The sequence below is a fragment of the Streptomyces sp. NPDC018031 genome (assembly GCF_044327625.1).
Taxonomy (GTDB): domain Bacteria; phylum Actinomycetota; class Actinomycetes; order Streptomycetales; family Streptomycetaceae; genus Streptomyces.
In genome coordinates, this window is the sequence record NZ_JBIRFT010000004.1 from 42,625 (window position 1) to 57,205 (window position 14,581).

The 14,581-nt window shown below is 75.2% G+C and carries 8 protein-coding genes; 3 read left to right on the plus strand and 5 right to left on the minus strand.

Annotation, left to right across the window (positions count from 1 at the left end; genetic code table 11):
* Positions 1 to 8: 8 nt before the first annotated feature.
* The 3 genes from ACH4B3_RS12525 to ACH4B3_RS12535 all read left to right on the plus strand — a co-directional run bounded on the left by ACH4B3_RS12525 (position 9) and on the right by ACH4B3_RS12535 (position 7,264).
* Positions 9 to 1,091, plus strand: a complete 1,083-nt coding sequence (locus ACH4B3_RS12525; protein ID WP_398462790.1) for a ketoacyl-ACP synthase III family protein — start codon at positions 9 to 11, stop codon at positions 1,089 to 1,091.
* On the plus strand, positions 1,085 to 6,343 hold the full coding sequence (locus ACH4B3_RS12530; RefSeq protein WP_398462791.1) for a beta-ketoacyl synthase N-terminal-like domain-containing protein: 5,259 nt from the start codon (positions 1,085 to 1,087) through the stop codon (positions 6,341 to 6,343). Before ACH4B3_RS12525 ends, ACH4B3_RS12530 begins: the two co-directional genes overlap by 7 nt.
* 168 nt (positions 6,344 to 6,511) lie before the next feature.
* A complete protein-coding gene (locus ACH4B3_RS12535; protein WP_398462792.1) occupies positions 6,512 to 7,264 on the plus strand; it encodes an alpha/beta fold hydrolase in 753 nt (250 codons plus the stop codon).
* Between the two features lie 15 nt (positions 7,265 to 7,279).
* Here ACH4B3_RS12535 and ACH4B3_RS12540 read toward each other — a convergent pair whose 3' ends face one another.
* Genes ACH4B3_RS12540 through ACH4B3_RS12560 form a run of 5 tightly spaced genes read right to left on the minus strand, consistent with a single transcriptional unit; the run spans position 7,280 to position 14,576 of the window.
* A complete protein-coding gene (locus tag ACH4B3_RS12540; protein ID WP_398462793.1) occupies positions 7,280 to 8,239 on the minus strand; it encodes a Gfo/Idh/MocA family protein in 960 nt (319 codons plus the stop codon).
* A 4-nt stretch (positions 8,240 to 8,243) separates the two neighbouring features.
* Entirely contained in the window at positions 8,244 to 9,980 is a 1,737-nt protein-coding gene (locus tag ACH4B3_RS12545) for a B12-binding domain-containing radical SAM protein (protein ID WP_398462794.1), read from the minus strand.
* Between the two features lie 48 nt (positions 9,981 to 10,028).
* A complete protein-coding gene (locus ACH4B3_RS12550) occupies positions 10,029 to 11,756 on the minus strand; it encodes a B12-binding domain-containing radical SAM protein (protein WP_398462795.1) in 1,728 nt (575 codons plus the stop codon).
* A complete protein-coding gene (locus tag ACH4B3_RS12555) occupies positions 11,749 to 13,623 on the minus strand; it encodes a beta-ketoacyl synthase N-terminal-like domain-containing protein (protein WP_398462796.1) in 1,875 nt (624 codons plus the stop codon). Before ACH4B3_RS12555 ends, ACH4B3_RS12550 begins: the two co-directional genes overlap by 8 nt.
* Positions 13,620 to 14,576, minus strand: a complete 957-nt coding sequence (locus ACH4B3_RS12560; RefSeq protein WP_398462797.1) for a glycosyltransferase — start codon at positions 14,574 to 14,576, stop codon at positions 13,620 to 13,622. The genes ACH4B3_RS12555 and ACH4B3_RS12560 overlap by 4 nt, the downstream gene beginning before the upstream one ends.
* Positions 14,577 to 14,581: the final 5 nt, after the last annotated feature.

Below are 14,581 nucleotides of genomic sequence, written 5' to 3' on the forward strand. Positions count from 1 at the left end.
ACGTAAGAGTGAGAACAGAGGGCATCTACCTGGCAGCGACCGGGGCGTACATACCGCCGAGGACGAGCGTCGCGGAGGCGGTCCGGCGCGGCTGGTACGAGCAGGAGCGGATGGATTCCTGCGGCTGGCGGAACATCGCCGAGGCCGGTGACACGTCGGCCCCGGACATGGCGGTGGCCGCCGTCCGGCAGGCGATGGCGCGGTCCGGCCTCGGCCGCGACGACATCGACCTGCTGATCCATTCCTACGCGTACCACCAGGGCCCCGACGGCTGGTCGTCGCCGCACTACGTGCTCCGCCACACCCTGGGCACCCCGATCCCGGCGTTCACCGTCGAGCAGGGGTGCAACGCCTTCCTCGCCGCGCTGGAGACGGCCGCGCAGTACCTGCTGTGCTCGCCGTCCCGCAGCGGCGCGGTGGTGAGCGGCGCGGACAACTTCGGCGCGCCGTCGGTCGACCGCTGGCACGCCCACCGGGACGCGGTGCTCGCCGACGCCGCGGCCGCGCTGGTGCTGTCCAAGCGGCCCGGGTGGGCCGAGTTGCGCGCCGTCGACTCGGTGTCGCTGCCGCAGTTCGAGATCCTCAACCGCGGCCACGCCCCGATCTTCCCGCCGGCGCTGACCACCGGGAAGCGGCTCGACATGAACGAGCACCTGGAGGCGATGGTCGAGGAGCTCGGCCCGAAGGCGGCCGAGATCGGCCAGGAGTACGGCGCCGCCGGCACCAAGCTGATCGAGCAGGTGGCGAGCGAGGCGGGCATCACCGTGCCCGACGTCTCCAAGGTGCTCCACCTGGGCGCGGCCACCTCGGACTTCCTCGACAGCCATCTGCGGCCGATGGGCCTCGACGCCTCGCTGGGCGGGGTGGACTTCTTCCGCGACGTGGGCCACGCGGGCGCCGCGGACATCGGGATCCAGCTCAACCACCTGCTGGAGACCGGGCAGGTCGCGGCCGGCGACCACCTGGTGATGATGAGCGCGGGCCCCGGCATCATGATCACCGCGGCGGTGGTCACGGTGCTCGATCCCCCGGCGCCGCGCACCCCGGCACCGGCCGGGGCGGCGGTGGGCGAAGGGGGCCCGGCGTGCTGAGTCCGGCGCCCCTGGACCGGGAGCGGGCCCCGGCGGCCGAGGAGCCGGTCGCGGTCGTCGGGATGAGCTGCCGGTTCCCCGGCGACGCCGACTCCCCGGACGCCTTCTGGCGGATGCTGATCGAGGGACGGGACGGCACCCGGGACGGCGCGGAGCGGTGGGAGGGTTACGCGGCGGCCGGGCCGGACCACGCGGCGGTGGTGCGGGAGACCACCGCACGCGGCGGGTTCCTCCCCGACATCGCCGGGTTCGACGCGGAGTTCTTCGGCATCTCGCCGCGCGAGGCCGAGCTGATGGACCCGCAGCAGCGCCTGCTGCTGGAGCTGGCCTGGGAGGCGCTGGAGCACGCCGGGATGCCGCCGCTGGGCCTGGCCGGCAGCGCCTGCGGCGTCTTCGTCGGCGTCGGGTCGGACGACTACGGGCGCCGGCTGCTGGAGGACCTGCCCCGGATCGAGCCGTGGACCGGCATCGGCGCGTCGCTGTGCGCCACCGCCAACCGGATATCCCACAACCTCGACCTGCGCGGCCCGAGCCTGGCGGTGGACACCGCGTGCTCCGCGTCGCTGGTCGGCGTGCACCTGGCCCGCCGGAGCCTGCTGTCCGGCGAGACGGACGTGGCGCTCGCGGCCGGGGTGAACCTCATCGTCGCGCCCGGCCTGTCGGTCACCCTGGACCGGGCCGGGGCCACCTCGCCGGACGGCCGCAGCAAGCCGTTCGACGCCTCGGCGGACGGCTACGGCCGCGGCGAGGGGGCCGGGGTGCTCGTCCTGAAGCGCCTGTCGGACGCCGAGCGGGCGGGCGACCGGGTGCTGGCGGTGATCCGCGGCAGCGGGGTCAGCCAGGACGGCCGCACCGACGGCATCATGGCGCCCAACGGCGCGGCCCAGGCCGACCTGTTGCGCGACACCTACGCGCAGGTGGGCATCGACCCGGGCACGGTCGACTACGTGGAGGCGCACGGCACCGGCACGGTGGCCGGCGACCCCCTGGAGGCGGGCGCGCTCGCCGCGGTCTTCGGGGCCGGGCGGCCGGCCGACGCCCCGTGCCTGATCGGGTCGGTCAAGGGCAACATCGGCCACCTGGAGGCCGGTTCCGGCATCGCCGGGATGATCAAGACGATCCTCGCGCTCGGCCGCGAGGAGATCCCGCCCAGCGTGCACTTCACCGCACCCAACCCGCGGATCCCGTGGGCGGACGCCCGGCTGAAGGTGGCCACCGGGCGCACCCCCTGGCCGCGCGGGGGGCGGACCCGCCGGGCCGGGGTCTCCAGCTTCGGCTACGGCGGCACCATCGCCCACGTCGTGCTGGAGGAGGCGCCGGCCCGGCCCGCGGTGCCCGCCGGGGGCGGTCCGGACGAGGCCGCCGGCCCCCGTCTGTACCCGCTCTCCGGCCGGTCGGACAGCGCCCTGCGGGAGGACGCGGCCAGGCTCGCCGACTGGCTGGGCGGACCGGGCGCGGACGTGCCGCTCGGCGCGCTCGGGCACACCCTGGGCGCCCGGCGCAGCCATCTGGACCACCGGATCGCGGTGGTGGCCGACGGTCGCAAGGAGCTGGAGAGCAGGCTGCGCGGGGTCGCCTCCGGTGAGCCGGTCCCCGGCGTCGGCACCGGCACGGTCCCCGGCGACACCGGCCCCGGGGTGGTGTGGGTGTTCTCCGGCACCGGCGCCCAGTGGCCGGGCATGGGGCGCGAACTGCTGGCCACCGAACCGGCCTTCGCCGCCGTGATCGACCGGATCGACCAGGTCTTCGCCGACGAGTTCGGCAGCACCGCCCGGCAGTTGATCGACGCCGGGGACGTCGGCCGGGTGGACGTGGCCCAGTCGATGATCTTCGCGGTGCAGATGGGTCTGGCCGCCGTCTGGGAGTCGCTCGGCGTCCGGCCCGCGGCCGTCATCGGCCACTCGCTGGGCGAGATCGCCGCCGCCGTGGCCGCCGGGGTGCTGTCCCTGGAGGACGGGGCGCGGCTGGTCTGCCGCCGCAGCGTGCTGTTGCGGCGGGTGGCCGGGGCGGGCGGCATGCTGATGGTCGGTCTGCCCGCGGAGGAGGCCGCCGCCCGGGTGGCCGGCACCGGGGTGGCCCCGGCCATCATCGCCTCCCCGGCCACCACCGTGCTGTCCGGGGACACCGCCGACATCGACGCCCTCGCCGAGCGGCTGGCGGCCGACCCGGACCTGATGGTGCGCCGGGTGGACAGCGACGTGGCCTTCCACAGCCGGCACATGGACCCGCTGCTGGCGGAACTCGCCGCGGCCGCCGCCGACCTGGCCGTCGGCGCTCCCGGCATCCCCGTCTACGGCACCGCGCTGGACGACCCGCGGGACGCGTCGCCCCGCGACGGCGCCTACTGGGCGGCCAACCTGCGCAATCCGGTGCGGCTCGCGGGCGCCGTCGCGGCGGCGGCCGAGGACGGGTTCCGGACCTTCCTGGAGGTGTCGGCCCATCCGGTGGTGCGGCACTCCGTCCAGGAGACGCTCGACACCGCCGGGGCGGCCGGGCACTGCGTCACCGGGACGCTCCGCCGGGACGCCGGGGAACGCGAGCAGCTGCTGGCGAACGCCGGGGTGCTGTACTGCCACGGCGTCGACCTCGCCTGGCCCGCCGTCCCGGGCTCGGCGCCGCTGCCGCTCCCGGCCCGGGCCTGGCGGCGCCAGCGGTACTGGCGCGAGCTGCCGGTCCGCCGGGCCGACCGCGGCCGGCACGACGTGGCGGACCGGACCCTGCTGGGGCCGCGCGCCACGCTGGCGGGCACCACCCCGCTGGACCTGTGGCGCACCCATGTCGACCTGGACTCCCGGCCCTATCCGGGGCACCACACCATCCAGGGCGTGGAGATCGTCCCGGCGGCGGTCGTCCTCCAGACGTTCCTCGCCGCCGGGGGCGCGGGGGCCGGGCCGCGCGGCCTGGCCGACGTCACCTTCGCCCTGCCGCTGACCCTGCACACCGCCCGGGACGTCGACGTCGTCGCGCAGGACGGGGTGGTCCGCCTGCTGTCCCGGACCACCGGGCCGGACGGCGACGACGAGGGCCGGCCGTGGCTGGCGCACGCCGTGGCGTCCTTCACCGAGGAGCCCCCGGCCGGGGCGCACCCCGCCGGGGCCGGGGACGACGAGGGGGCGCCGCTCCCGCCGGACCGGGTCTTCGAGCACCTGGCGTCGGTCGGCGTGCCCACCATGGCGTTCCCCTGGCGGGTGACCAGGCTGGCCGGGCTGCCCGACGGGGTGCGCGCGGACGTGGCGGCGGCCGGCCCGGACGGCTCCGACGCCGCCCTGTGGGCCCCGCTGTTCGACGCCGCGCTGTCGGTGGCCGCGGTCGCCTTCCCCGGCCCGGCGGTGCTGCGGGTGGTGGCCGGCGCCGCCCGGGTGTGGACCGCGGGCGACCCGCCGGCCCGCGCCCGGATCGAGGTGCGGGTCCGCGGCCCGGTCACCGACGCGCTCGGCACGGTGGACGTGCGGATCACCACCGAGGACGGCCGGACCGCGGCCGTGCTGGCCGGGGTCCGGTACGCGGGCGCGACCGGCGAGGGGCCGGGCGGTCCGGCGGAGCTGCTGTACCGCATGGACTGGCAGCCACTGGCCGTCGACGGCTCCCGGGCGCCGTTCCCACCCCGGGTGCTGGTCCTGGTCGGCCCGGACGACGACGGGCCGGGCGCCGCCCTGCGGGCCGCGGCCGACGCCGCCGGGCGCCCGTACCTGGTGACCGGGGACCCGGACGGGCTGGACGGGCTGCGCGGCCAGGTGCCGGGTCCGGCCGACGTGTTCCTGCTGCCGCCGGCACCGGACCCGGAGCTGTCGGCGGAGGACCGGGCCGTGCGGGAGGCCTGGCTGCTCACCCGGACGGCGCAGCGGCTCGCCGTGTGGCCCCCCGGGGCGGCCCGGCTGTGGTCGCTGACCCGCGGGGTCCGCGAGGCGGAGGACCTGGCCGCGGTGGCCCAGGCGGCACGGTGGGGCCTGGGCCGGATCATCGGCGGCGAGCACCCCGAACTGTGGGGCGGCACGCTCGACCTGGGCGCCCGGCACACCGACCGGGACGTCGCCGTCGCGCTGGAGGTGTCGGCCGGGAGCCCGGGGGAGGACGTGATCGCGGTCCGCGACGGCGCCGCCCTGGCGAACCGGCTGGTGCCGGCCGGCCCGGAGCCGGTCCGGCCGGCGCTGCGGTGCCGGCCGGACGGCACCTATCTGATCACCGGCGGCCTGGGGGCCCTGGGCGGCGAGATCGCCCGGTGGCTGGTGGACCGGGGGGCGCGCCGGCTGGTGCTCGCCGGACGCGGCACGCTGCCGCCCAGGTCGGAGTGGGACACCGTGACCGACGGCCCGACGGCGCGCCGCATCGGGACCGTCCGCGGGCTGGAGTCCCTCGGCGCGACCGTGCGGGTGGTGTCCCTCGACATCGCGGACGCCGACGCCGCGGCGGCGGCCCTGGACCCGGACGCGCTGGGCATGCCGCCGATCCGCGGCGTCGTGCACGCCGCCGGTGTCCTGGACGACCGGCTGGTCGACCGGCTCGGCCTCGACGCCCTCACCGCGGTGCTGCGGCCGAAGGCCGGCGGCGCCCTGACGCTCCACCGGCTGTTCCCGCCGGGCAGCCTCGACTTCCTGGTGCACTTCTCCTCGTGCGGGCAGCTGCTCGGGCTCACCGGGCAGGCCGCCTACGCGTCCGCCAACGCGTTCCTCGACGCCATGGCCGTACACGGCCACGCCCTCGGCGCGAGCGGCGGCATGAGCCTGGCGTGGACGTCCTGGCGCGGCATGGGCATGGCCGACAACGCGGCGGTGGACGCCGAACTCGCCGCCCACGGCGTCGGGGACATCACCGTGCCGGAGGCCCTCGGCGCCTGGGAGCACGCCAGTTCACTCGGCGCCCCGGCGCTGGCGGTGCTGCGCACCGTGCCCCTCCCGGAGGGGGCGCGCCGGACGGGCCTGCTGCGCGACGTCACCGACCCGGCGGCGGCCGGCACGGCTGCGGACGGTACGGACGGCACGGCCGGGCTCGGGGACCTGTCCGGGGAGGAACTCCGGGCGGCGCTGCACGAGCGGACCGTCGCGCTCATCGTGAGCGAGATGAGGTGGGACCCGGCGGGGCTCGACCCGGACCGGTCGCTGCTGAAGATGGGGCTGGACTCCGTCATGGCGATCGTCATCCGCCGCCGGCTGGAGCAGTTGCTGGGGCGGAAGCTCCCGGCCAACCTGGTCTGGCACCAGCAGACCGTGTCGGCCATCGTGGACTACCTGGTGACCAGCAGCGAGCGGCCCTGACCCGGGCCCGCGGGGGAGCGGCGGCGCCGGCCGCTCCCCCGCGGCGCGGGTCCGCGGCCGGTGGCGGCCGGGCGGGGTGAGCCGCCCGCCGCGGGGCGCGGCGGCGGTCTGTCCCCGGAGGAGGCCGCTCGGTAGCATCACGGCGTGCTACGCGACCGGGAACGATCGATGGGTCAGAACGGTTCCGCTGACGGCCCGTTACCGCTGAGCTGCCGTGTCGACGGCGCTCCGGACGGGCACCCGACGGTGCTGCTGCACTCGCTGGGCGGCACCGGGCGGGGCTGGGACCCGCTGGTGTCCGCACTGCGGCCCCGCGGGCACCGGCTGTTCGTGCCGGACCTGCGCGGACACGGGCGGAGCCCGCGGGCCGGCAAATACTCCTTCGAGCTGATGTACCGCGACGTCGTCGCCCTGCTGGACCGGCACGACCTGCGCGCGGTGGACCTGGTGGGCCACTCCATGGGCGGCCACATCGCCTGGCTGATCGCGCAGCGGCAGCCGTCCCGGGTCCGCCGGCTGGTCATCGAGGACTCCCCGCCGCCGCCGCGGGACGCGGCGGCCGAGGCGGAACTGCGCGGTCGCGGCCGGTCGGCGCCCGGCGGCGACCGGGCGCCGGTGATCTCCCTGTACCAGGAGTTCCGGGACCTGCGCAGGTCCGGCGGGCTGGACCGGGCCGCGGTACGGCCGATCATCGACGGGCTGCGCAGGGCGGACCCCGGCTGGTGGCGGCGGCTGGCCGAGGTCACCGCCGAGACGCTGGTGATCAGCGGCGGGCTGTCCAGTCCGGTGCCCCGGTCGCTGCTCGCCGAGGTGGCCCGGGCGGTGCCGCGCGGACGGCTGCTCGCCATCGACGCCGGCCACTACGTGCACCGCACCGAGCCGGAGCGCTTCTGCGCCGAGGTGGCCCGCTTCCTCGGCTGACCGGCCGCCGGGCCCTCAGCCCCCGGCGGCCGCCGCTCCGCGCGCCCGCGCGTACGCGGACTCCACCACCAGCTGCACCTCCAGGGCGTCCGCCGCGCTCACCATCCCGGACGCGGCGGCGGTGCCGGTCACCACGTCGAAGAAGGCCGAGATCGCCGCGAGTTCCGGCCGCTGGGCGGCCTCGGTGACGGTGCCGTCCGCCAGCCGGAGTTCGTTCCGCCGCAGGTCCAGGACGTGCGGTCCGTCGGCGGTGGTGACCGTCACCATGGTCTCCATGCGGCGCGCGGCCCGGTCGATGCGCAGCGTCGCGGGGACCCCCTGGAACGACAGGTGCACCTCGGCCCGCTCCTCGACCTCCGGCGAGTCCACCTCGCAGCCCTCGACGTCCGGCCGGCCGAAGACCGTCATCAGCAGGTCGACGGCGTGCGGTCCGAGGTCCAGCAGCGCACCCCCGCCGGCCCGCCGGGCGTCGCCGTACCAGGGGGTGCAGGCCCGCCACACCCGGTTGCCGGGGGTGACGAAGGAGACGTCGATGCGCTGGGCGCCGCTCCGGGCGGCGTCGGCGAACGGCTTCATCAGCTCATGGAAGCGGAAGGGCATGTTCACCCCCAGCAGCTTCCCGGCCGCCGGATGCGCCACCATCCGCCGCGCCTCCTCCACCGTGGCGGCGAGGGGCTTCTCGCACAGCACCGCGATGCCGGCGTCCAGCGCCGCCAGCACCGGCCCGGCGTGGGCGTCGTTGGGCGTGCAGACGCTGATCACGTCCGGCCGCGTCTCCCGGATGAGCCGGTCCACGTCGGTGCCGGTCCACACCCCGGGCCGGTCCGCCATCAGCGCACCCGCCCGTTCGGCGTCGCTGTCCACCACGCCCACCAGCTCGATGTCGTCCCGGGCGTCGGCGCAGGGCAGGTGGTAGCGCTGGAACACCCGGCCGCAGCCGACCGCCGCGAACCGCAGCCGCTCCCTACCGGTCATCGGTTCAGCCCCTCACCTGTGCGAGGGCGTGCTCGCCGCACGCCCGTGCCGTCTCGACCACGAAGTCGGGGAAGGCGTGGCCGAGGTGCTCACGGTCGTAGGCCGTGATCATGGCGCGCAGTTCGGCCTCCAGCCGGTCGGCCAGCCCCGGCGGGTTCTCGTCCGCGAGCAGCAGCCCGACGTTGAGGAAGGCGACCAGCAGCTCGTCGAGCCCCTGGTCCCAGCGGCGCAGCCGGCCCAGCAGGGGGCGCAGCGACTCGGTGCCGCCGCCCCGCCGGGCGCGGACCGCGTCGGCGATGCTCTGCGCCAGGAACGGGACCTCGTTCTCCTTGCGGTCGTTGATCTCCGAGGAGACCCGGCTCCAGGCCGTCCACAGGTGCTCGACCCGCTCGTCCTCGACCCGGTAGTCGCGGCGGGCGTGCCGCAGCACCTCCCAGGCGGCGCCCTCCACCCCGGGGATGTCGGGCTCCTCGTACCGGGTGGCCTTGTCGTAGATCTCGGTCCCGCGCAGCGCGATGGCCCGGTTGATCAGGAAGAACGGGTTCTCGCTCTCGTGCACCCGGGCGGCCACGATGAACTTGAGGTTCTCCCACAGCTCGTCCAGGGTGGTGCCCGGCTCGATCATGATCCAGCCGGGTTCCAGCTCGATGCGCTCCTGTTTGAACATGCGGGCCGCGTCGAAGTTGTACTCCACCGTGGTGCCCTTGCGGAACCGCTTCATCATGCCCGGCGACCCGGTCTCCATACCGAGCAGCGCGAGGTCCATGCCGGCCCGGCGCAGCGTCCGCAGCGCCTCCCGGTCGATCAGACCGGTGTCCACCCGGAACTCGCAGTGGAAATTGATCTTCAGGTTGCGGCGCAGGATCTCCTCGGCGAACCCGACGGCGTGGTGGTAGCCCTCCTGGAAGGCGCCGCCGAAGTTGTCGTCGTTGAACCACAGGAACCGGGTGCCGAACTCCCGCTGCAGGTACTCGATCTCGTCGACCGCGTCGTCCACCGGCCGCACCCGCCACGGGCCGTTCTCCACCCCGGGCTGCCGCGGCGCGTAGCAGAAGGTGCACTTGGCGTGGCAGCCGCGGCTGGTGTACGTGGACGCCCGCGGGGTCGGGATGCCGGACTCCCGGTGGTGGACCAGCAGGTCCCGGGCCGGCCACGGCACCTTGGCCAGGTCCGGCAGCTTGGGCGGGCCGCTGCTGCGCACCCGGCCGTCCTGCCAGAACCACAGACCCGGCACCGCATGCCAGTCACGGCCCGCCGCCAGGCACTCCATCAGCCCCTCGACGGTCAGCTCACCCTCACCGAAGGCCACACAGTCCGCCTCCGGGATCCGCTCCGCGATCAGCTTCGCGTTGTACGTGCAGAACGCCCCACCGATCGCCACGAACACCGACGGATCGGCCTTCCGCACACACCGCAGCAACCGCACCGCGTCCACGATGTGCAGGTCGTACATGATGCTGATCCCGACGAACTTCGGCCGCTCCCGCCGGATCAGATCCGTGATCGCCTCATCACTCGGATTGCGCCCGTGCAGATTCAACGCCCGGACCGAGTAGCCGCAGCCCCGCAGATGACCCGCGATGCACGCCACCCCCAGGTTCTCCCGCACCCGCTTGTAGAACAGGCGCATCGCCGGGTCGAGCGACAGGTACTCCTCGTCGTTGATGAGGACGTTCTGGTTGTTCAGGCTCGCGGCGCCGGTGGGTATTTCCCGGGGGGTCAGCAGGACGACATCCGACATGACCGGTCTCCTTTCTCCTCTTCACGTGCGCAACCGGACACCGGCGGTTCACCCGGCCATGACCCGTTCGCCGCACAGCCGCTCGGTCTCTTCGACGAACTCCGGATAGGTGTGGCCCAGGTGGTCCCGGTCGTAGGCGTCGACCAGCGCCCGCAGCTCGGTCTCCAGCCGGTCGCCGAGCCCCGGCGGGTTCTCGTCCGCGAGCAGCAGCCCGACGTTGAGGAAGGCGACCAGCAGGTGCGGCAGGTCCTCGACCCAGCCGCGCAGCCGGCTCAGCCGCGGCCGCAGGCTCTGCTCGCCCCGGGCCCTGCGCATCCTCGTGGCGTCGACGATGCTCTGGGCGACGAAGGGCAGCCCCTCCTTGCGGTCGCTGACCTCCGCGCTGACCTTGCTCCAGGCCGCCCAGACGTCCTCGACCCGGTCGTCGGCGATCCGGTACTCCCGGCGGGCCTCGTTCAGCACCTCCCGGGCCGGCCCCTCGACGTCCGGCAGGTCCGGCGGTCCGGGGTCGGTGATCTTGTCGTACATCTCGGTGCCGCGCAGCGCGATGGCCCGGCTGATGAAGGAGAACGGGTTCTCGCTGACCGCGATGTCGGCGGCGACGATGAACTTGAGGTTCTCCCACAGGTCGTCGATCGTGGTGCCCGGCTCGACCATGATCCAGCCCGGTTCGAGCTCGATCCCCTCGCGCTGGAACATCCGCGCCGCGTCGAAGTTGTACTCCACCATGGTTCCCTTGCGGAACCGTTTGGCCATCGCCGGCGACCCGGTCTCCATGCCGAGCAGCGCCGACGCCATGCCGGCCCGGCGCAGGGTCTGCAGCGCCTCCCGGTCGATCAGGCCCGTGTCCACCCGGAACTCGCAGTGGAAGGAGATCTTCAGGTCGCGGCGGAGGATCTCCTCGGCGAACCCGACGGCGTGGTTGTAGCCGTCCTGGAAGGCGCCGCCGAAGTTGTCGTCGTTGAACCACAGGAACCGGGTGCCGAAGTCCCGCTGCAGGAACTCGATCTCGTCCACCACGTCGACCGGTGACCGCACCCGCCAGGCGTTGCCCGCCACCACACCCGGGGCCCTGGGCACGTAGCAGAAGGTGCACTTGGCGTGGCAGCCGCGGCTGGTGTACGTGGAGGCCACCGGGGTGGGGATGCCCGCTTCCCGGTGGTGGACCAGCAGGTCCCGGGCCGGCCAGGGCTCCTTGTTGAGGTCCGGCAGCTTGGGCGGGCCGCTGCTGCGCACCCGGCCGTCCTGCCAGAACCACAGACCCGGCACCGCATGCCAGTCACGGCCCGCCGCCAGGCACTCCATCAGCCCCTCGACGGTCAGCTCACCCTCACCGAAGGCCACGCAGTCCGCCTCCGGGATCCGCTCCGCGATCAGCTTCGCGTTGTACGTGCAGAACGCCCCACCGATCGCCACGAACACCGACGGATCGGCCTTCCGCACACACCGCAGCAACCGCACCGCGTCCACGATGTGCAGGTCGTACATGATGCTGATCCCGACGAACTTCGGCCGCTCCCGCCGGATCAGATCCGTGATCGCCTCATCACTCGGATTGCGCCCGTGCAGATTCAACGCCCGGACCGAGTAGCCGCAGCCCCGCAGATGACCCGCGATGCACGCCACCCCAAGGTTCTCCCGCACCTTCTCGTAGAACAGGCGCATCGCCGGGTCCAGACGGAGGTACTCATCGTCGTTGATGAGCACGTTCTGATTGTTCACGCTGGAGAATCCGGTGAGGATCTCCCGTGGTGTCAGCAGCACCGCGTCAGCCATGTGCACTCCACTCCAGGTGCCCGGCCGCGGTCCTCGTCAGGAGGAACGCGGCGTTGTTGCCGCCGAACCCAAAGTTGTCCACCAGCACGGAACGGATCCCCTCGCGGGGCTCCGGGTCGCGCAGCACCCGGAGGTGCCGCGCGTCGAGCGGCGTCCGCAGGCCGGGGGTGCCCGGGAGCACCCCGTCCCGCAGCGCCCGGACCGCCGTCACCACGGCGGGGAAGACGGAGGCGTGCAGCAGATGGCCGGCCGCCCCCTTGCAGGAGCTGACCGGCACGTCCCGCCAGCCCAGTTCGGCGCCGATCCGGTCCAGCGCCAGCAGCTCGGCCTCGTCCCCCTGCCGCGTGCCCGGGGCGTGGCCGTGGACGTAGTCGACGGTGGTGCGGCCCGCCATCGCCAGCGCCTCCCGCATGCAGGCGGCGCCGGCGTGCGCGCTGAGCGCGCTGACGCCCTGGCCCGCCACCCGGCAGGAGATGCCGCTCAGCGCCGCCAGGGGGAGGTGTCCGCGCGCCGCCGCGCGCTCGGCGGTCTCCAGCACGATCACCCCGGCGCCCTCGCCGACCATGACGCCGGAGCGGTCCTGGTCGAACGGGCGCGCCGCGCTCGTGGTCGTCGCGCGGAGCACGTCCAGACAGGCGTAGTCGTAGCTGTTGAGGGCCGACACCCCGGTGACGACGGCGGTGTCGGCGAGCCCGCACAGCAGCCATTCGCGCGCCATGGCCAGCCCGAAGGCGCCGGACGCGCACGCGTGGGCCATCAGCACCGCGTCCTGCCGGGCCACCCCGAAGCCGTCGCCGGCCCAGTCCGGCTCCAGGGCGATCTCCCCGATCCGGGGGGCGTCGGCGACCGACGGCAGATGGGGAACCACGCCGGCGGACACCAGCAGGGTCCGTTCGGGCAGTTCGGTCAGGCCCGCCTCGCGCAGCGCCTCGGCCCGCGCCCGGTCGACCAGCTCGGGCCGCACCGGGCGTCCGGGGCCGGCCTCCACCTCGGTCTGGCAGACGGTCCGGCTCCGGAAGCGGGACGCGTCGAACCGGGTCAGGTCGGACGTCGCGCGCCGGCCGTCCAGCAGGCCCTGCCAGAACACGTCCGCCCCGTCACCGAAGGCGGTGACGAGGCCGGTGCCGGAGATGACCACCGGCCCCCGCGCGGCCGGCCGGCTCCGGCGCGCAGCCGGCCGGCGGGTGCCGTCCTCCGGGGCGGTGCCGTTGGCGGTGGTGGCGGCGGCGGGGCCGGGGAAACCGGTCCCGGCGCCGGGAAGATCGGTGACGGGGGCGGGAAGATCGGGGACGGGACCGTCGGAGGTGGGAAGGCCGGCGGCGGGAAGGCCGGGGGTGGGGCCGGGAAGGCCGGGGGTGGCGGTCACCGGCGCGGCGGCAACCCGGAAGCCCTCGCCGTCCGGGTCCCGCACCACCTCGCACACCACCACCGCCCCGTGCAGGCCCGCGGAGACCGCGCCCCACGCCCAGCGCACCGCCTGCCAGGTGGCCGCGTGCGGGCTGATCAGCACGTACCCCGGGCCGTGCCAGGTCCCGAGCCCGGCGAGTTCCTGGAGCAGCTGGGCCGGTTCCGGGGTCATCGCCTCGGACGGCCGCAGCCTGCGGCCACCCGCCTCGGCCTCGGCGCACCGGCCGACGTACCGGGAGGTGGCCCACACGCAGTAGTCGGTGGCGGCCATCACGACCGGTGCGGCGCCCCGCCGCTCGGCCGGCAGCCGCTCCAGGGCAGCGGTGAGCACCTGCACGAAGGCGGCGGACAGGGAGTCACCGGCGGCGAGGACGGACAGATCGGGCCGGGAGCGGAGACCGTCCAGCAGGTCCCGCACCGTGCCCCCCACCACCACCGTGTCCGCCGTGGGGACCGTCATGGCACCGCCCTCCCGGGCTCCAGGACGGCCGCCCCGGCACCGAGCCGGCCCGCCAGTTCGTCCAGCGAGAGCCGGCCGGCCAGGAACGGCCCGACGTCGGCGAGGCGCGGGTCCCCGTGCCGGTCCGCGACCAGCCGCCAGAACCTGGGCAGGACGTCGGCGGTGTCCCGGCGCGCGGTCGGCAGGTGGTACGCGGCGGTGTCGAGCAGTTCGAACGACGCTCCGCGAGCGGCCAGCCGCAGTCCCAGTTCGAGGTCCTCGCCGCCCCACAGCTCCCCGTAGGCCTCGTCGAAGCCGCCGGCCCGGTCGAAGAGCGCGCGGCGCACGCTGGTGCTGGTGCCGATGCAGGTCAGCCAGCGCAGCCCGGCGTAACCGGGGGTGCGCATCACCTTCGCCGCGGTCCGCTCGATGAACGAGCGGCGCGGGCCGAGCAGATGGACCAGGTCCGCCAGCCCGGCGACGGTGCCGGGCCGGATGCTCCGGCCCCGGGCACCGGTCAGGGCCTCCTGCAGTCGCGGAGGCTCCGGGGTCAGCGCGAATGCCGAGAGGTCGGTGATGGTGCCGTGCACCACGGCGGCGTCCGCCTCGCGGTGCGCCGCGAGGTGCGCCTGGAGCAGCCCGGGGGTGGCCACCGTGTCGTCGTCGAGGAAGAGCAGCACCTCGCCGCGGGCCAGCGCGGCGCCCGCGTTCCGGGCGCCGGCCGCGCCCCGCCCGCCCGTGGCGGCCACCCGGAGCGGCAGTCCCTCCGGGACGGCCGCCAGGACCTGCGCCACGGCCCCGGGCCGGGGCGCGTCGTCCACCAGGACGACCTCGAACCGCCCCGGGTCCAGGGTCTGCCGGCCCAGGGCCGTCAGGGTGAGCAGTAATCGCGTGGTCCGGTCGCGGGTCGGGACGACCACGCTGACCTCGATGTCGCCGGGCCCGCCACCCGGCCGGGCGGATGTCGCGCGCATCGGCG